Genomic DNA, 18,669 nt, shown 5'->3' on the forward strand with positions numbered 1-18,669 from the left:
CTTTTTCGACGCCGATCACCCCGCTACCGGGGTCCCTTTTCCACGCCGATCCACACTCGGCTTCCTCAATTAGTGAAGATCATGGAGGCTTATCCCACTCTGAAGCTCGTGATCATTGGTCACACGGACGCCCGAGGCGGAGAAACCGAAAACGAATTGGTTTCGAGAAAACGAGCAGAGTGGTTAGAAAGTTATTTGATCGCCAATGGTATCGACCGGAAACGGCTTAGCGTTCAAGCGGCTGGATTTGCACAACCTATTGCCAATAGTAACACCCAGGCTGGCCGCGATGCCAATAATCGTATTGGCCTCTCCATGCTGCCAAACGGATAATGATTTACGACGGCTCATAAGGGCGAACTTCCATTCGCTCTCAAAGTACAAATCCCAAACTAGGATCATACCACCATGCCACTGCTGAACATCCATATCGTCAAGGGTGGGTCGCAAGCCGAGGTTACCGACCTGCTCGACACGATCCATGGTTCGATGGTCGACGCGTTCAAAGTTCCTTTCCGCGACCGCTACCAGATCGTGACTGAACACGAGGCGGATCGCCTTATCATGCAGGATACGGGGCTTGGTTTTGATCGCAGCGACAAGCGCGTCCTGATCCACATGACGACGAAGCCTCGTTCTCAGGAGATGAAGGAGGCTTTCTATCGCATTGTGACCCAGAATCTGAACGAGCGCTGCGGGATCCCGCCCGAAGATGTCATGTTTTCGTTGATCGAAAACAGCAGCGCCGATTGGAGTTTCGGCTTCGGAGAGGCGCAGTTCCTGACAGGTAAGTTGTATGAGCACGGAATGACGAGCGTCGGTTCCATATTGGAACCGACGTCAACCGATGCCGATTACTGGGCCTTGCGAAGATCGGTCTCATCCAGGGAGACCTTTTCGAATTCGGGGGCTCGGCGCTGGGCGAAGGCGGTGAAGGCTTCACGGGCCTCCGGGCTGCGCAGACGAGCCGCAAATATCTGTGACTCCTCCACCATCCGCGCCGCCAGCGCATCGTTTTCATGCATCAGGCGCTTGGTTGCCATTACCGCGCCGATCGGTTGTTTCGCAATGCGCGCTGCCACTGCTTCGACCGACGCGACAAGATGATCCGCCGGGACCGTTGCTGTGGCAAGGCCCCAGGCGATAGCATCCGCCGCTCCAACCGTTTCACCCAACGCGAGCATCGCAAAAGCGCGGAGATGGCCGATACGGGCCGGAAGCAACAGGCTAGCTCCCGCTTCGGGAACAAGGCCCAGATTTACAAAGGGTGTAGACAACACGGCGTCATCAGCGAGGATGACGTAGTCGCAGTGCAAGAGCATCGTCGTGCCGATGCCCACAGCCCGTCCCTGAACAGCCGCGACGAGCGGCTTGTCCGTCTCGGCGATCGCCTGGATGAAGCGGAGGACATTGGTCAGGCTACCTGGCTTGCTCAACGCAAATTCCATCACATCGTTGCCAGCGGTGAACATATCGCCCTCTCCACGTAGGACGATAACCCGGATGGCCGCGTCGTTGCGCGCCGCCTCGATCTGGTCGGCGAGCACGCCGTACATGACGTCCGTCAGCGCATTCCTCTTGTCGGGGCGGTTCATGACGAGCGTCAGGATACCGCCCGCCGTATTCACCGTGATATGGTCCGTCACGCATTGCTCCTGATGTGGGTCCTGGCGCCGCAGCGCCGGTTCAGTCGGATTATTGGCCTTGCGTTCGCTCAGGCATGCCCTGTTACCAAGCGCGGCGCGAAGATGACGATCCGAAGATACGCAAGCGCGGAATAGCCGATGGCCAGCGCCACCAGCATCAGCAGCGGCAGTGCGACGTCTCCAAGCGTGGCGCGCATCTGGTTGAGCGGGACGAAGGTGTGCACTCCCGACGTCGAGGGGATCAGATGGGAAAAGACGGACAAGAAGCGCGGCATCTGATCGAGCGGATAGGTAGCGCCGGTGAGGAAGAAGAACGGGACTGAGGTTGGACCAAGCATGTATGTCGCCCGCTCACCTCGATCGAATGCGCTGCCCACTAGAAGCCCCAACGCAGCGACAGCTACGGCGAAGATCGGCACGACGATAATCATACCGAGAACGTTGCCGTCCACCGGTACTCCTTGCAGCCAGAAGATCGGGCCGAACAAAAAGTAACAGCCCAGAATGCCGACCGACGAGAAGGCCGCCAGGGTGCCGCCGAATTCCGACGCCCCCATCCGCCACGTCCCCGAGCGTCGACGACCGCCCATGAAGGTCGCGACACCGAAAAGTAGGGTCTGCTGGATGATAATGACCGCCACGGACGGGAAGACGTAGCCCTTATAGCCGCCCGTTCGATTGAAAAGCGGCTCTTTGACGACCGTGACGGGCGGACCGCCGCGACTGGCCTGCCCGCCCGGTATAAGGCGAGTTTTCGCGATATTCTGGATTACTGCGGTCACCGCCTCACCGATCGTGCTCGCGCGCAGCAGATAGGTCGCATTGACCCAAACGGCGATCCCGGAGCCAGGCGTTCCAGCACGCAGCTGGCGCTCCAAACCGTCGGAGATCAGGATGACCCCATCGGCCTTACCCTCGCGCATGTCTGCCTTGGCGGTGGCGAGATTGCCTACCACGCTCGCGACACTGATTGCTCGGGTGGCGTCCAGGTCCAGGATCATGGCACGACTGAGGGCGCTGTCGTCCTGATCGACCACGACCACAGGCAGTTTCCGAGGTGCCTCATGGGAATAGGGTGCAGGATAGTAGAAGGCATACAGGACGACCGCGAGCAGCATCGTACTAAGCAGCGTTTTCGACGTAAGAATGGTGTGCCACGTCGAGAGGAAGGCCTTATCGAAGGTCATACCCGCCGCGCCCTTACCATGATGAAAGCCAGCGCCCCGCCGCCTGCGATGACGACGTAGGCCATCAGCGAGACCATCGGCGCGACGGCTGCCGCGACCGCCTGACCACTGACCTGCCCCATCTGAAGCGCGATATAATGGGTGAGCGGCAGCACGTTACTCCAGGTGCGGGCGAATGCATTTCCGCCGTTCAACGGCAGCGTCGCGCCCGAATAGGCGAGGGCCGATCCGGCATAGACGGCGCTGGCAGACAGCGCCGTAGCTGTCTCGCGCGTCACCGCCACGAGGAGTGCGGCGACGGCAGCCGTCGCGGCGTAGAACAACGTCTGGCCGCAGGCGATCAGAACGATGCTCCCCTCAATACGCCAACCGCGCGCAAGGGTCAGGTAGAGGAGCCAGGCGAGGCCCCAGCCGCTGATCGCGAGGACATAGGGCAGCATCTTGCCGGCCATCGCCGGGGCAACCCCGCCGCTTGCCCTCGCCCACTCGGACAGTGACTTTCCCTTGAGTTCGCGGCCAATCGCCATGGCGCAAACGCAAGCCGCGATCAGATGCAGAACCGCCGGGAAGATCAACAATCCTAAGAACCATTCAAAGCTCGACGGCGCGTTGCCCAGCGGCGTCGCCTCGACGGCGAGACGCCGGACGCGGCTCGCTGGTACCGCATGATTGGGCAGCTGATTGGCGGCAATCTCAGGGAGCGCTTCGGTCACCGCCTCTTCAGCCGCACGGGCGACCTGCCCCCCTGCGGTCAGGAAACTTCCGTTGTAGAGGATGCGGACGACTGGCTCGCGGTGCCGGGCCACGCTTTCGCCGAGCCCCGCCGGGATGTGTGCAAACCCCATGATCTTGCCGGAGCGGACCGCACGAACGGCGTCGACCTCCCCCGGATAATAGCCGCCGAACCGAATGAGTGGCGAGGCGTCGAGCGCCCGGATGACTGCTCGGCTGGCCGTGCTACCGTCGCCGTCCACGATCCCCAGCGGCACCTGGCGAAGTGGGCCCTGCCAGAACAGGGCCGCGACGATGAAAATGAGGAATCCGGGCAGCAGCGTAATCCCTGCAAGATCCCAGCGGTCGCGACGCAGATGATGCACCTCGCGCGTCAGAGCCCGGCGAAAAGCGCTCATTGTGGCCAGTCGAACAGGACGCTCATTCCCGGGCGAAGCTTCTCGATCGGACTGACCGGATGCAGCCGGATCTCGAAGGTTCGCACGTCATAGCCCGATGCTTCGCGCGTGGCGCGCCAAGTCGCGAAGTCGCCGCGCGGCGCAACCAGATAGACCTTGAAGTCGGCATCGCGTTGCAGCGCAGGTATGTGACCGTGCAGCACGGAGCCAATCCCGAGACCATGGTAATGGTCCTCCCGCAGGTTCAGCGCGACCCAAGGGTGATCGATGTCGATGACCTGATAGGCGGGGATGACGGGGCTGACGACTTCGCCTGGCTGCACCAGCTTGCGGGCGACTTCACCGGCGATCGGCGAGAATAATTGCGTTTCACGGCCCAAGGCGTTGGCGGTGCGCAGTGCGGCTTCGGCAATGCGCACCTGAGCGTTCGCCGCCTGCTTATTCTGCGGACGCGCCCCTACCAGCGCCTTAAGATATTGCTGACGCGCAGCTTCGGCGTTGCGGGCGCTGCTGTCGCGCGCTGCCGCTGCCTCATCCCGGCGCTGGGCTGCCACCACCCCTTGCGCATATAGATTGGCGGTACGCCGGCTCGTCACCGCTGCCAAATCCGCGGCCGCCTGGGCGGCCTGCCATGTCGAGCGCAGCGTTGCGATGTCTTCCGACCTTGCGCCCTCGTTCGTCTCCGACGCAATTGCGCGTGCGGCATCGAGCGCACCTTGCGCCTGCGCCTGTCCGCCCGCGATCTCAGGGCTCGACAGAGTTGCGAGCAGCGTGCCGGGCTGAACGCGCTGCCCCTCCTCTGCGATCAAACGCTCGACACGAGCGAGCGCTTTTGTGCCGACATTCACCTCGTCCGCGTCGACCATGCCCTGCAGTTGCTCCGGCGCCGGACGGCTCGCCAGCCACAGTCCCAGGACGATGACCACCACCACGATCACGCCCGCGACGATCGCGATAGGCCGCTTGTTGCGCCTTGCCGGGGCGGCTGTTTCTTCGTTCACTTCTCGTCCCCCAAACGTCGATCGGCACGCGCCAGATAGGTGGTGAAATCGTCAACCCGGTGGCTGGTCGCGAGCAACCCCGCCAGCGCGAGGTCATATTCATAGGCCGCCGCAATCCGTTGGGTTTGCGTCGAGGCCAGCGTCGCCTCGGCATCGACAAGCGACGAGGATGGGGCTTCACCCTCGAAGAATGAAACCCGTTGGACCCGCAGGTTTTCCCGGGCTGCGGCAAGGTTGCTGTCGAGCAGCAGGAAAGACCGCCGGGCGGTTTCGACCAGATTCCAGGCACGAACGATTTCGCTGGCCACGTCCTTACGCGCCTGCGCAGCGGCATCGGCCGCCGCACGCTCCTGCTCGCGGGCCGCGTCGAGCGACTTCTTGCGATCGAAGTTCGACAACAGGGTATATCGCAGGCTGACGCCAGCCACCCAATCGGGTTCGGTCGGCAGTGCGTTGTCGCGGTTGGCATTGTAGCTACCGAATGCAAAAGCCTGGGGGCGGTAACGAGATTTCGCCAGGCCCACGCCCGCACGGGCGATGTCGCGGGCGGCATCCGCGCCGCGTGCTCGCGGTGTTGCATCGATGCCGTCGATAAAGACGCTGACCGGTGGTAGAGGGACCGAATTGACGAACAGTGGTGTCAGGGCATTCACACCCCCGGGCTGATCCAGCAATCGCGCCAGCGCATCGGCGGCCGTCGCTTCTTCAAGCTGCGCCCGCACATAAGCGCGCTCCGCGGCATCGCGCGCGACCTGGACCTGAAGAACGCGGGCATGCGGGATCACTCCGTTCTGCTCGAGCTTCTTCGCATCGGACAGATGCCGGTCGAACCCCTCGAGCGTCTCGCGCGTGGAGTGCGTCAGTTGTGCAGCGACCTGCTGTCCAAAATAGCCCCGAACAAGGCTGACACGGGACACGTCGTGCCCGCCGGCCTGTTTGGCCCGCGCCACATCGACCGCAGCGTCTGCTCCTGCCTGTATCGCCGGGATCGCTCCGCCTGTATAAAGGGGCATTGCGGCGGTGATCGCCGGCCGGAACACCGTGTCGCGCGTCTGATATTGCAGCGTGTCCGGGATCGCACCGAAGATTGTCGGCAGCGCGGCACCAACCCGCTGCGTGACCTGGCCGACGATCTGCTGCAGCCCCGCCGGAAACTGGCCGGGTAACTGCGACAGAAAATCGGTTGTGGCATTTTGTGCATTATCCTTCGGCCCGGTAAGGTCGACGGACAACGTTTTCTGATATTCGATGACGCTGGCCGAAGCGCTGACGACCGGGCGACGAAGGCTACGGGTAGCACCAGCGATCAGCTCACTTGCACGGACGGCATGATCCTCACCGGATAGTCCAGGCGAAGCATCATCAATGCGTGCAAGTGCGGCATCGAAACTTAAAGCTTTTACCGTCTGGCCGGACTGACTTTGCGCTTGCGCGGTTGTGGCACATACGAGCGCAGCAAATCGCACGCTGTGGCGCGTTAAGCGACCTATCATCTCGCCGCGTCCTCCTGCTTCCCTGATCGCTCTCACCGGTACGCCATTACGATGGCCCATCCGCGGGGCCGGCTTTTGCCGTTGTCGAACATGTGACCCATCCCGTGGAAATCATTGACAGCGATCAAAGTATCTCACATATTGTCATTGATGACAATAGTGACCGCTCCAGCGCGGCGCCGGCGCCGCCAGCCTGACGAACTTCGTCACGAGGCGATCATCGCGGCACGCGAGCTCCTCGTAACGGACGGGCCGAGCTCAATCACGCTTCAGGCTGTTGCTGCAGCTTTAGGCATGACCCATGGAAGCATCACTCATCATTTTGGCACCGCCGCCAATCTGCAGGCGGCGGTGGCAGATGGCCTGATTGAACAGCTTCTGACAGAGGTGCGAACGGGAACATCCGCCTTGAAAGCCGGCGTGATCGCCGAAGCCGACCTGGTCGATCTAGTCTTCGACACCTTCGAACAAACCGGCATCGGCAAGTTGATCGGATGGCTATCAGCCACGCATAGCCCGCTTTTGCAGCCACTATTTGAACGATTTTCTCGCCTGTCTGGCGAGATTGCAGGCGACCGTGAGGAAGGATCTGCCTTCACACAAACCGAGCTTCCTATGATAATCGAAAGTGTCGTCATTCCGGCATTAGGTTCGGCCTTAATCGGTTCAGGACTGTTACAAGCCCTTAATATCTCACCAAATTGCACTCGGCATCGTGTAGCTCGGGACCTCGCCGCGGCGCGTGAACTCCGCCTCGCGGTGTCTCGAGCGAACTTGCCAGATTAAAGATTGGCCCATTAATCGGGCCCGGCTGGCCCTGCTCATATATGATCGGAGCCACCCCGATGTCTAAAATTGCGAAGCTCTACGCGTTTATTCTAACTATAATTGGCTTAGCCTTGGCTGCATCTGGCCTCTGGTTGATTGCGCTCGGGGGATCCCTTTATTATACGATCTTTGGCGTTGCATTAGCCGCGTCAGCTATTCTGGCGATCAAGGGTCGGCGCGAGGCTAATTGGATACTTGCGGCCGCATTGGCGGGCACGGTGATCTGGTCGATCGTCGAGGCCGGTTTCCGCTTCTGGGACCTCTTTCCTCGCCTACTCGCCCCCATCGCGCTTGTTGGTCTGGGCTTCGCACTGTTCCCCTCAATTATAACGGGGGCCGCTCGCAAGGGGGTTCGATTGAGCGCTGCGGCATGCGGTGTCGCATTCATCGTCTTATTCGGATTGGCGTTTGTGCCGCATCCCACCGTGTCCGCCATCGCAGCAGCAGACTACTCACCGGGCGTGGGCAATAATGCGCCACAGGATTGGACGTCCTACGGTGCGACGACCGCAGGGCTCCGGTATGCGACCTACAACAAGATCAATCGCGACAATGTCACGACGTTGAAGCCTGCCTGGACGATCCGAACCGGCGACAAGGGCCCGGGTATCGACCAGAACACACCGCTACAGATCGGGGACACCCTCTACAGCTGCACTCGCAACAACATCATTGTTGCTCTCGACCCAGACACCGGTGCGACCAAGTGGCGTTTCGACCCGCATGCCAAGGCGCCGTTTTGGCAGCGGTGTCGCTCGCTTGGCTTCTACCAATCGGCGAGCATGACGGGCGAATGCCAGCAGCGTCTCATTGCGACCACCATCGACGCACGTCTGATGGCGCTGGACGCCAGGACGGGCAAGCTTTGCCCCGGCTTCGGCAATGGCGGCACCGTGTCGCTCGCCGAGGGCATGGGACCGGTCAAGCCGGGCTTCTACTTTCAGACTTCCGCCCCGCTCGTTGCGCGCAACATCATCGTGATCGGTGGCTGGGTGGTCGACAATGAACAGACTGGTGAACCATCCGGCGTCATCCGCGGCTTCGACGTAATGACCGGCAAGCTCGTCTGGGCATGGGACTTGGGCAACCCGGCGATCACGCGTGAGCCTCCTCCCGGCCAGACCTACACACGCGGTACGCCGAACATGTGGACCACTGCGGCCTATGACGACAAGCTGGGCCTGATCTATGTCCCGCTCGGCAACGCCACGCCTGACTATTACGGCGTGCAGCGCAAGCCATGGGCAGACCAGTACAATTCGACGCTTGTGGCGCTCGACGTGACCTCCGGCCGCGAGCGCTGGAAGTTCCAGACGGTGCATCATGACCTTTGGGACTATGACCTTCCCGCACAACCCGCCCTCGTCAATCTGCGGGGCAATATTCCGGCGCTCCTGCTGTCCACCAAGCGGGGTCAGCTGTTCCTGCTGAACCGAGCCACTGGTCAGCCGCTCAGCCGCGTGGTGGAAAAACCCGTGTCGTCGGCGGGCAGCATGCCGGGTGAGCGGATGTCGCCGACCCAGCCTTATTCGGTTGATATGCCGGTGATCGCGGAAACGCTGAACGAACGTCGCATGTGGGGCATGACCATGTTCGACCAGCTCGCCTGCCGCATATCCTTCCGTCAGTCGCGTTACAGCGGTGATTTCACGCCCCCGGGCATGACCCAGTCGATCGAGCATCCGAGCAACCTCGGTGGTCTGAACTGGGGAAGCATGTCGGTCGACGTACCCAACAACCGGGTGTTCATGAACGACGTGCGCGTGCCAATGACCGTCCGCCTGATGACCCGTCCGGAATTTACGGAGTTCGCCAAGAAAAACCATCCGGATGGCACCGGCCACGGACCATCGCCGCAGCTCGGCACGCCGTATGGCGTCAACATCCAGATGTGGATGACGAAATTGGGCGTCCCCTGCTCCCGCCCCCCGTTCGGCACAATCACCGCGATCGACCTCAACACGCGCAAGATTGCGTGACAGGTGCCGGCCGGAACCGCCGAGGAATTGGGACCGCTTGGGATCAAGTCGCACCTCCCTATGCCGATCGGCATGCCGACCTATGCCGGTACCAGCGTGACCGCCGGGGGACTGCTCTTCTTCGCGGGATCGCAGGACTACTATCTCCGCGCTTACGACACATCGAATGGCAAGGAGGTCTGGCGCTACCGGCTGCCGGTGGGCTCGAGTGCGACCCCCATGACCTACATTTCGCCCAGAACCGGACGCCAATATGTTCTGGTCTCCGTAGGCGGAGCTGCCCATTCGAAGGACGTCGGCGACTACGTCATCGCGTTCAGCACATCCAAAGCCAACTAAAACATCAAGCCTTAGGAGAGGTTATGACGCAGCCGAGATTGCTCGAGACGGTCGCTGCAGAGGCATATAGTTACTCCCTCCTCATCCGTCGATTGCTCCCCCAGGCGGAGACGACGGATGCGGAGATCGTCAGCGACGGGCGGCGATTCCGTTACGCCGAATTCCTCGAGCGTGTTCACCGTCTGGCATCGGGTCTTTCTGGGCTGGGTGTTCAAGCCGGTGACACGGTCGCGGTGATGGACTGGGACAGCCACCGCTATCTCGAGTGCTACTTTGCGATCCCCATGCTCGGCGCGATCCTGCAGACCGTCAATGTTCGCTTGGCCCCCGCCGCAATCGGCTTCACACTTCGGCAGAGCGGCGCTTCGACACTCCTCTATCACAACGACTTCAAGCCGCTCGCCGACGCACTTCTACCTGCGCTCGACATTCCACGCGTCGTCACCTTCGGCGGAATGGCAGGTGACGGCTTCGAGGCCCTGATCAACGCGGGCGACCCCGGCTTCGCCTTTGCCGATTTCGATGAGAACGCCATCGCCACGACGTTCCACACGACGGGAACGACGGGTGACCCCAAGCAGGTGTTCTTCTCGCACCGGCAACTTGTCCTGCATACCTTGGCGGCCGCCACGACGATCGCAAACCAGCCTGTCGGACAGAATGTCACCCGCCGTGACGTGTACATGCCGATGACGCCGATGTTTCACGTCCACGCCTGGGGCATGCCGTTCATCGCCACCATGCTGGGAATGAAGCAGGTCTATCCCGGACGCTATGATCCCGCCACGCTTCTGGCGCTGAAGCGCAATGAGGGCGTGACCTACTCGCATTGCGTGCCGACGATCCTGCGAATGGTGGTCGATGCCGCGAAGGCAAATGCTTGGGACGTAGGGCCTTGGACCATGATGATCGGCGGGTCGGCTTTGCCGGAGGCACTGGCTCAGGAAGCGGAAGAAGTCGGCATCATTGCGCTTTCCGGATACGGCATGTCTGAAACCGGGCCCGTTGTGACGCTTGCCCGTAGCCGACCGGAAGAAACCGTAGGGGTCCGCTGTCGCGCTGGTTTCCCATTGCCGCTCGTCGAGGTCGCCGTCGACCACGCTCGTGGCGGCGAACTCACCATCCGAGCGCCCTGGCTCACCCAAGGTTACTCGCAGCAGGATGCCTCCGATACCCTATGGGAAGGCGGACGCCTCCATACTGGCGACATCGCCGAGATCGATGCCGACGGCGCTGTTCGGATCGTCGATCGGCTGAAGGACGTCATCAAGACGGGCGGCGAATGGGTCTCGTCACTTGAGCTGGAATCGCTCCTGATGGACGTCCCCGGGGTGGCAGAGGCGACCGTCGTCGGCATTCCCGACGCCCGTTGGGGCGAGCGACCGATTGCGTTCATCGTGCGCGGGAAAGGTGCGGCAGTGACGGAAGCATCACTGCGGCAAGCGGTCTCCGAATGCGCACAGACGGGCGCGATCTCGCGCTACGCCATCCCGGATGCCATCCACTTCTGTGAGGTCCTACCGAGAACGAGTGTCGGCAAGGTTGATAAAAAGGCGTTGCGGGACACGGCCATCGGGTCCGCTTCGCTCGCGACCGCCTGATCCCGCGAGCCCCTTAGAAAGATTTAAAGCATGGCCCCCTCCTCACCCGCGACCGCCGAGATCCGGTTTGTTCTCGACACGATCGCTCGCATCCGCGACCTTGCTCAACACGACCGATTTGCCGACGCCAGCGATGACGTCGTTGATGCTGTCCTTGAGGGAGCCGGTGAATTCGCCGCTGGCGTCTGGGGTCCCATCAACAGGATCGGCGACACGGTTGGCGCGCGGTGGACCGACGATGGCGTCGTCATGCCCGACGGGTATGCTCCTGCATATCAAGCCTATGTCGAAGGCGGATGGGGGACCATCGGCGTTCCTGTAGAACATGGCGGTCAGGGAATGCCCTTCGTGCTGCAGACCGCCGTTCTTGAACTGCTCGGAACAGCCAATACCGGCTTTGCGCTTTGCCCGACGCTGACGGTCGGTGCGATTGAAGCGCTGGTTCATCACGGATCGGCCGACCAACAGGCACTGTATCTGCCACACCTCGCCACCGGGGCCTGGACCGGCACGATGAACCTCACCGAGCCGCAGGCTGGGTCGGATGTCGGCGCGCTCCGCACGCAGGCTCTTCCTCGCGGCGACGGGACGTGGTCGATCAAAGGCACCAAGATCTACATATCATACGGCGACCACGACATGGCCGAGAACATCGTCCATCTCGTCCTCGCGCGGACGCCAAACGCACCGGCGGGGACGCGCGGCATCTCCCTGTTCCTGGTGCCGAAGTTCCGCCTAGACGCCGATGGAAAACCGGGCCGGCGCAACGACGTAAAGGTTGTCTCAATCGAGCATAAGCTCGGACTCCACGCTTCGCCGACATGCGTCCTGAGCTTTGGCGATCAAGATGAGTGCGTTGGCGAACTGATCGGCCCGGAGAACGGGGGAATGCGCGCCATGTTCACGATGATGAATAATGCGCGTTTGAACGTTGGCTTGCAGGGCGTCCAGATTGGCGAGGCCGCAACCCGCAAAGCCGTTTCGTATGCAATGGAACGGGTGCAGTCCGCCCGTGCCGGGGCAGCTGATCGAGCGCCGACACGGATTGCAGATCATCCCGACGTCCGGCGCATGCTGATGCGGATGGCCGCTCAAACGCAGGCAGCTCGAGCTTTGGTATATTATGCCGCCTCACAGGTCGATTTGGCTTCGCTAGGCGATGACGGTGCCCGCGACCGGCTTGAGATCCTTACTCCCCTTGCCAAAGCCCACGCTACCGACCTTGGCAACGAAATCGCCTCGCTAGGGGTGCAGGTGCATGGAGGCATGGGTTATGTCGAGGAAACTGGCGCAGCTCAGTTTTTCCGAGATGCCCGCATCACGCCAATCTACGAGGGAACGAACGGTATCCAGGCCGCGGATCTCGTTGGCCGCAAGCTTGCCTTATCAAAAGGCGAAGCGTTCGCTGCCCTCATAAGCGATCTGCGGGCGACGGCGCGGGCGATGCCGCTCCGGCAATTGATCGACCACTGCGACGATATCGGACGCCGTCTTGCCGTTGCAGGCGCCGACGACCGGCTCGCCGCCAGCTATCCATTTCTTACGATGCTGTCTGTGGCAGTGTGCGGCTGGCTGATGGAGCAGCAGCAAAAATCGGCAGGCAATGATCATTACGGCCTAGCGAAGAAAGCGACAGCAACGTTCTATCTGAATTAGATCGTCCCTGAAGCAATTGGACTTGATGCTGCGGCTAGTAGCTCGTCAGCCGAGCTTTACGCCGTCGACCCGTCGCTTCTCGTTCCCTGATTTCGTTGGCGACGACACCTATTAAAAATTCGTCCCAGATAAAATAGTCACTAAGATGGTTATTTTGTCCGAGGCATATATATGATTGGTTAAATCCCATGATTATCGTTCATCACCTTGAGAATAGCCGCTCACAACGTATCCTATGGATGCTTGAGGAACTTGGGCTCTCTTATCATAACAAACAGTATAAGCGCAATTCGAGGACCATGCTCGCCCCACCGGAGCTGCAACGCGTCCATCCCCTCGGCAAATCGCCAGTGATCGAAGACGTGTACGAAGGAGGCCGTCGCGTAATCGCCGAAACAGGGGCAATCCTGGAATATTTGGTAGACAAAGCCGATGACAAGCTAGGCGCCCCTCCGGGGCGCGATGCGGCACTGCTCTATCGCTTCTGGCTGCACTATGCCGAGGGCTCGCTCATGCCCCCGCTGTTCCTTAAACTAGCACTCTCGCGAGTGCCGGTCATGGGCAAATTGGCGATGAAACGCGTACAACCGATGATCGATATTCACCTCGACTATGTTGAAAGTGAATTAGCTCAGCGGCCATGGTTCGCCGGACAGGAAATGACGGCAGCCGACATCATGATGAGCTTTCCTTTGGAAGCAGCTCGCAATCGTGCCGGACTTGGCCCCTCACGTCCCGCTACCATTGCGTGGCTTTCCAAGATCCATGCCCGCCCCGCCTACCAAGCAGCGCTCGCCAAAGGGGGGCCTTACGCTTATGCGTGATCTGCGTTTGTGAGTAGCAGAATTTCTGCCTCGCTGTCGCATAGATGGACCCGTGAGGCGGTCCACGACCTGCCGTCTCTCCTGCCGAGCGGTCACTAACACCTCGCTGCCAAGAGGCGCTTATGGATCAACATTCGTCAATTGCGATAGAGGTGTCCCGCAACCTCATGCGCGTAACCCTCGGTGGGTTTTTTCAAATATCGAAACTCTCCGAAGTTGCACGACAGCTGCAGCAGGCACGCGAGCAACTAACCTGCGATCGAAATAAGCAGCTTACTCTGGTTGATGTTCGAGCCATGGCAATACAGCCTCAAGAAAGCGTATTGGCATTCGAGCAGATCATCGCAAACCCGGAGTTTGCATCGGAAAGGCTTGCCTTCGTGGTGCCCCACACACTTCTGCGGATGCAAGTCCAACGTGCATCGTCATCCCGTGAGCCCGCTTATTTTGACCGCGTTGAAGCTGCAGAGCAGTGGCTTTTCGCGCGGTAGCCAGCCCCAGGTCGAGCCGTCCCGTACTCCGTCGCTCTTGCTCGCCAATCTCCTCATGTCAGCGATGACCGATGCCGGAAGCGAACATCTAGGCCGGCGAATGCCTTCATTACGACAGTCGCGCCTTGCGCACCTCATTTCGATACATTACCGCATTGGCTTGATACAACTATGTATCGAATTGGAGGCCGTAGATTGCCGTTCCGATGCAGCCAATTGGTTTTTGCCAACGAGCGACGGGCTCTGTGTTGCCAGTGAGCAGTCTGGGTAGACCCCGCTGGCAGTTGTCCGGCGCGAGAACCCTTCGGAGGCGTGGAATTCTAGCCTTCCCGTTATGCGTAGGCGGCTGCGGCGGAGGAATACTCGAGCCGGCTGGACCAGTAGCAGCAGGTGAGAAGATTTTGCTCGGCAACGCGCTGGCCGTGATGCTCGGCATCGTCGTGCCGGTAATCATACTCACGCTGGTTTTCGCCTACTGGTACCGCGCCGGAAACCGCAACGCGACGCATCGGCCGGAGTTCGCGTATTCAGGAAAGCTCGAACTGCTTGTCTGGTCGGTGCCGCTGATAGTCATCGTATTTTTGGGCGGAATGGGCTGGGTCGCCAGCCATGAGCTCGACCCACGACGCCCGCTGTCCAGTCGGCAGAAACCGATCGTCGTCCAGGTGATCGCGCTCGATTGGAAGTGGCTGTTTATCTATCCGGATGAAGGTGTCGCGACTGTCAATCGCGTCGTCGTTCCGGCAGGCACGCCCATCGAGTTCCACATCACGTCAGCGACGGTGATGAACAGCTTCTTTGTACCGCAGCTCGGTAGCCAGATTTATGCGATGGCGGGGATGGAGGCGAAGCTCAACCTGATGGCCGACCGGCCGGGCCGCTTCCACGGGCTGTCGGCGCATTACAGCGGCGAGGGCTTTTCCGATATGGACTTCACTGTCGACGCGGTGCCGCCACAGCAATTTGCCGGCTGGGCGACGCGGATGCGCGCGCAGGGGCCGGCGCTCACCGCCGACAGCTATCACGCGCTCGCCCAGCAGAAGGGCAACGTCAAGCCCTTCGCCTATGGCAGCGTTCCCGCCGGCTTCTTCGCCGCGGCAGTCAAGGAGGCCGGCGCACCGGTGCACGAGACCGACAATGGCGGGCGGGAGAGTTGAGCATGTTCGGCAAGCTCAACTGGCATTCGATCCCCTGGGATCAGCCGATCCCGCTGATTGCCGCGGCGATCGTCGGCAGCGGCATCCTCGCGGTGTTGGTGTGGACGTGGCGCGCCGGACACGTCCCCTATCTGTGGCGCGAATGGATCACCTCGGTCGATCACAAGCGGATTGGCATCATGTACTGCGGCTTCGCCCTGCTGATGCTGATGCGCGGTTTCGTCGACGCGGCGATGATGCGCAGTCAGCAGGCGATCGCCTATGGCAATCCCGGCTATCTGCCGCCCGAACATTACGACCAGATCTTCTCGGCGCATGGCACGATCATGATCTTCTTCGTGGCGATGCCGTTCGTCATCGGGCTGATGAACTTCGTCGTGCCGTTGCAACTCGGCGTGCGCGACGTCGCCTTCCCGACGCTCAACAACGTCAGCTTCTGGCTCACCGCGAGCGGTGCCCTGCTCATCAACCTCAGCCTCGTCATCGGCGAATTTGCCAAGACCGGCTGGCTTGCCTATCCACCGCTGTCGGAGCTGCGCTTCTCGCCCGGCGTTGGTGTCGATTACTATCTGTGGGCACTGCAGATTTCGGGCGTCGGGACATTGCTGTCCGGGGTCAATCTCGTCACCACCATCCTCAAGATGCGCGCGCCGGGCATGGGCTATACCCGCATGCCGATGTTCTGCTGGACGAGCCTTGCGTCCAACCTGCTGATCGTCGCTGCTTTCCCGATCCTGACCGCGACATTGGCGATGCTGCTGCTCGACCGCTACCTCGGCTTCCACTTCTTCACCAACGAGCTTGGCGGCAATCCGATGATGTTCGTCAACCTCATCTGGGCCTGGGGCCACCCGGAGGTCTATATTCTGATCCTGCCGGCCTTCGGCATCTTCAGTGAAATCGTCTCGACCTTCTCGACCAAGCCGCTGTTTGGTTACCGCTCGATGGTGGTGGCGACGATGGTGATCTGCATTCTGTCATTCATGGTCTGGCTGCACCATTTCTTCACCATGGGGGCGGGCGCCGACGTTAACGGCTTCTTCGGCGTGACGACGATGATCATCGCGGTGCCGACCGGGGTGAAGGTCTTCAACTGGCTGTTCACCATGTACGGCGGCAAGATCCGCTTCCACGTACCGATGATGTGGGCAGTGGCGTTCATCATCACCTTCGTGATCGGCGGGATGACCGGCGTGCTGCTTGCAGTGCCGCCCGCCGACTTCGTGCTGCACAATTCGCTGTTCCTCGTCGCGCACTTCCATAACGTCGTGATCGGTGGCGTGCTGTTCGGCGCCTTCGCGGGCTACAATTACTGGTTCCCCAAGGCCTTCGGTTTCTCGCTCGATGAGCGTTGGGGCAAGCGTGCGTTCTGGCTGTGGGTCGGCGGCTTCTATCTCGCCTTCATGCCGCTCTACGTGTTGGGCTTGATGGGCATGACCCGAAGGATGCAGCATTACGATGTGGCCGGCTGGCAACCGTGGCTGGTCGCAGCGGCCTTTGGCGCCCTGATGATCGCGGGCGGCATCGCCTGCCAGGTCATTCAGCTCTACACCTCGATCCGCAACCGCGCGAACTTAGCCGACAAGAGCGGCGACCCTTGGGACGGACGCAGCCTGGAATGGATGACCACGTCTCCGCCCCCGGCTTTCAATTTCGCCGTCCTGCCCGATGTAACGGGCGAGGAGGCGTATTGGGGTATCAAGTCCAAAGCGCTTGAAAGTCGCGCACTGCCTGACAAGCCGAAATACGAGGCATTCGAGATGCCACGCAGGTCGCCGACAGGCTTCGTCACCGCCTTCTTCACCACCGCGCTCGGGTTTGCTGCGGTGTGGCACATCTGGTGGCTGGTCGGGTTTGGTGTGCTCGGTGCCTGGGCGACTTTCATCGTCTTTGCCTGGCGGGATGAGAACGAGATCGAGATCAGCGCTGCAGAGGTGGAACGGCTCGATACCGAGCGACGCGCTGCCAGATCACAGTTGCTCAATGCAGCCGGAGGTATGCCGGCATGAGCGACGATCCGAACAAACTAGGCCGTGGGCAGGTAGCCATCAGTGAGCGCGGTCCCGCACCCAAGCGGATCATCGTCGCCTACGGCTTCTGGATTTTCCTCCTCACCGACTTCATCATGTTCGCAGGCTTCTTCGCCGCCTATGCGGTGCTCGCCAAGGCAACGGCAGGCGGGCCCGCGGCCCGTGACATCGTCGAACCGCCGCTCGTGGCGGCAGAGACGGCGTTGCTACTGGCCTCGAGCTTCGCATGCGGCATGGCCGGCATCGCCATGCAGAGAAAAAATCGCTTTTGGTTTCAGATCGCGATGACGGTGACAGCTGTGCTTGGCGCCGGCTTCCTCGGCTTCGAGCTCAAGGAATTTCTGCACCTCATCGGCGAAGGAAATGGACCTCAACGCAGCGCCTTTCTCTCGGCGTTCTTCGCGCTTGTCGGCTGCCACGGCCTTCATGTGACAATCGGTCTGGTCTGGCTGACCACGATGATGGCGCAGGTCCAGGCGAAGGGCTTCCGTGACGAGGTCGTCCGCCGCATCGCCTGCTTCAGCCTATTCTGGCATGCGCTCGACATCATCTGGGTGGCGCTGTTCACCAACGTCTATCTAATGGGAGTGGCGGGATGACCGAACGAGCCGAACAGGACGACAACCGCGCGCCCGGCGAAGGGTCCCACGAACCCAGTTCCCGTGCCAAGATTGGCAATTATGCGATTGGTCTTATGCTTGCGGCTTTGCTCAGCGTGGCGTCGTTCGCGGCGGTATACAGCGGCGTCATATACGGGCCGGCAATACCGGTCGCCCTGGTCGCGCTGGCGATTGCTCAAATGGGCGTCCACCTCGTCTTCTTCCTGCACGTCACGACCGGGCCGGATAACACTAACAACGTGCTCGCACTGGCGTTCGGAGTGCTGATTGTCGGCTTGGTCCTGATTGGATCAATGTGGATCATGGCGCACTTGGAACACAATCTAATGAGCATGAGAACGCCCGCAATTTAGCGAGAAGATATTTTGGTTTCGCCTTCGGGAGATGCAGCCGATGGGGGTGATCGCGGGGTTGGCATGCCTAAAACGTTAGAGGATTTCGCCAGTATTGACGATACCCTAAATAGTCGAGCACTTGCAGAGTTGGTGTTCCAAACCCACCGTCGCCTTCGCACCTGCGGTGATCAAGCAATGTCTTCGGCCGGGCTTTCAGTTGCTCGGGGAAAGCTTCTAAACATTTTGCGTAATTCAGGCCCGCTTACGCCTGCAGAAATAGCCGCGTCTTTGGGCCAAGTGTCAATCGGCGTCCAAAAAGGACCCCCTATCGGCGTCCAAAAGGGACCCCCTT

General features: G+C 60.8%; 16 protein-coding genes and 2 pseudogenes. 13 read left to right on the plus strand and 5 right to left on the minus strand.

The genetic code is table 11. The features are described 5' to 3' along the window. Window positions 1-81: 81 nt before the first annotated feature. Together Q0579_RS18265 and Q0579_RS18270 are read left to right on the plus strand one after the other, a co-directional pair. Window positions 82-333, plus strand: a complete 252-nt coding sequence (locus Q0579_RS18265) for an OmpA family protein (protein ID WP_366522272.1) — start codon at window positions 82-84, stop codon at window positions 331-333. A gap of 75 nt (window positions 334-408) precedes the next feature. Continuing rightward, window positions 409-702: pseudogene (locus Q0579_RS18270) on the plus strand (tautomerase family protein); the annotation flags it as partial. Window positions 703-854: 152 nt separating this feature from the next. On the opposite strand, the gene Q0579_RS06445 reads toward Q0579_RS18270, so the two are convergent. The 5 genes from Q0579_RS06445 to Q0579_RS06465 form a co-directional block, all read right to left on the minus strand. Then, window positions 855-1,646: an enoyl-CoA hydratase gene (locus Q0579_RS06445; RefSeq protein WP_298279553.1), complete on the minus strand. Its 792-nt coding sequence runs from the start codon at window positions 1,644-1,646 to the stop codon at window positions 855-857. A gap of 68 nt (window positions 1,647-1,714) precedes the next feature. Beyond that, on the minus strand, window positions 1,715-2,833 hold the full coding sequence (locus tag Q0579_RS06450) for an ABC transporter permease (protein ID WP_298279552.1): 1,119 nt from the start codon (window positions 2,831-2,833) through the stop codon (window positions 1,715-1,717). Next, entirely contained in the window at window positions 2,830-3,963 is a 1,134-nt protein-coding gene (locus tag Q0579_RS06455) for an ABC transporter permease (protein ID WP_298279550.1), read from the minus strand. The genes Q0579_RS06450 and Q0579_RS06455 overlap by 4 nt, the downstream gene beginning before the upstream one ends. Then, window positions 3,960-4,895, minus strand: a complete 936-nt coding sequence (locus Q0579_RS06460) for an efflux RND transporter periplasmic adaptor subunit (protein ID WP_298810368.1) — start codon at window positions 4,893-4,895, stop codon at window positions 3,960-3,962. The genes Q0579_RS06455 and Q0579_RS06460 overlap by 4 nt, the downstream gene beginning before the upstream one ends. A gap of 65 nt (window positions 4,896-4,960) precedes the next feature. Beyond that, window positions 4,961-6,430 (minus strand): TolC family protein, encoded by a 1,470-nt coding sequence (locus Q0579_RS06465; protein ID WP_298279547.1) that lies wholly within the window; start codon window positions 6,428-6,430, stop codon window positions 4,961-4,963. Window positions 6,431-6,616: 186 nt separating this feature from the next. Here Q0579_RS06465 and Q0579_RS06470 point away from each other — a divergent pair, with 186 nt between their 5' ends. The 11 genes and pseudogenes from Q0579_RS06470 to cyoD all read left to right on the plus strand — a co-directional run bounded on the left by Q0579_RS06470 (window position 6,617) and on the right by cyoD (window position 18,335). Then, a complete protein-coding gene (locus Q0579_RS06470) occupies window positions 6,617-7,243 on the plus strand; it encodes a helix-turn-helix domain-containing protein (protein ID WP_298810370.1) in 627 nt (208 codons plus the stop codon). Window positions 7,244-7,302: 59 nt separating this feature from the next. Beyond that, entirely contained in the window at window positions 7,303-9,264 is a 1,962-nt protein-coding gene (locus Q0579_RS06475) for a PQQ-binding-like beta-propeller repeat protein (protein WP_298810372.1), read from the plus strand. 3 nt (window positions 9,265-9,267) lie between these two features. After that, on the plus strand, window positions 9,268-9,603 hold the full coding sequence (locus tag Q0579_RS06480) for a hypothetical protein (RefSeq protein ID WP_298810374.1): 336 nt from the start codon (window positions 9,268-9,270) through the stop codon (window positions 9,601-9,603). A 23-nt stretch (window positions 9,604-9,626) separates the two neighbouring features. Beyond that, complete coding sequence (locus tag Q0579_RS06485; RefSeq protein WP_298279543.1) at window positions 9,627-11,204, plus strand: long-chain-fatty-acid--CoA ligase; 1,578 nt, start codon at window positions 9,627-9,629, stop codon at window positions 11,202-11,204. 30 nt (window positions 11,205-11,234) lie between these two features. Continuing rightward, window positions 11,235-12,950 (plus strand): annotated as a pseudogene (locus Q0579_RS06490) (acyl-CoA dehydrogenase). A gap of 98 nt (window positions 12,951-13,048) precedes the next feature. Continuing rightward, window positions 13,049-13,684, plus strand: a complete 636-nt coding sequence (locus Q0579_RS06495) for a glutathione S-transferase (RefSeq protein WP_298279539.1) — start codon at window positions 13,049-13,051, stop codon at window positions 13,682-13,684. A 122-nt stretch (window positions 13,685-13,806) separates the two neighbouring features. Continuing rightward, complete coding sequence (locus tag Q0579_RS06500; protein ID WP_298279538.1) at window positions 13,807-14,175, plus strand: hypothetical protein; 369 nt, start codon at window positions 13,807-13,809, stop codon at window positions 14,173-14,175. Between the two features lie 206 nt (window positions 14,176-14,381). Then, a complete protein-coding gene (cyoA, locus tag Q0579_RS06505) occupies window positions 14,382-15,332 on the plus strand; it encodes a ubiquinol oxidase subunit II (protein ID WP_298279536.1) in 951 nt (316 codons plus the stop codon). Between the two features lie 2 nt (window positions 15,333-15,334). After that, window positions 15,335-17,341 (plus strand): cytochrome o ubiquinol oxidase subunit I, encoded by a 2,007-nt coding sequence (cyoB, locus tag Q0579_RS06510; protein WP_298279534.1) that lies wholly within the window; start codon window positions 15,335-15,337, stop codon window positions 17,339-17,341. After that, complete coding sequence (gene cyoC, locus Q0579_RS06515) at window positions 17,338-17,961, plus strand: cytochrome o ubiquinol oxidase subunit III (RefSeq protein WP_298279532.1); 624 nt, start codon at window positions 17,338-17,340, stop codon at window positions 17,959-17,961. Before cyoB ends, cyoC begins: the two co-directional genes overlap by 4 nt. Next, the gene (gene cyoD, locus Q0579_RS06520; RefSeq protein WP_298279530.1) at window positions 17,958-18,335 is read left to right on the plus strand and encodes a cytochrome o ubiquinol oxidase subunit IV; all 378 of its coding nucleotides are present in this window, start codon (window positions 17,958-17,960) and stop codon (window positions 18,333-18,335) included. Before cyoC ends, cyoD begins: the two co-directional genes overlap by 4 nt. The last annotated feature ends 334 nt before the right edge of the window (window positions 18,336-18,669 follow it).

The sequence above is a fragment of the uncultured Sphingomonas sp. genome (assembly GCF_936927845.1).
Lineage (GTDB): Bacteria > Pseudomonadota > Alphaproteobacteria > Sphingomonadales > Sphingomonadaceae > Sphingomonas.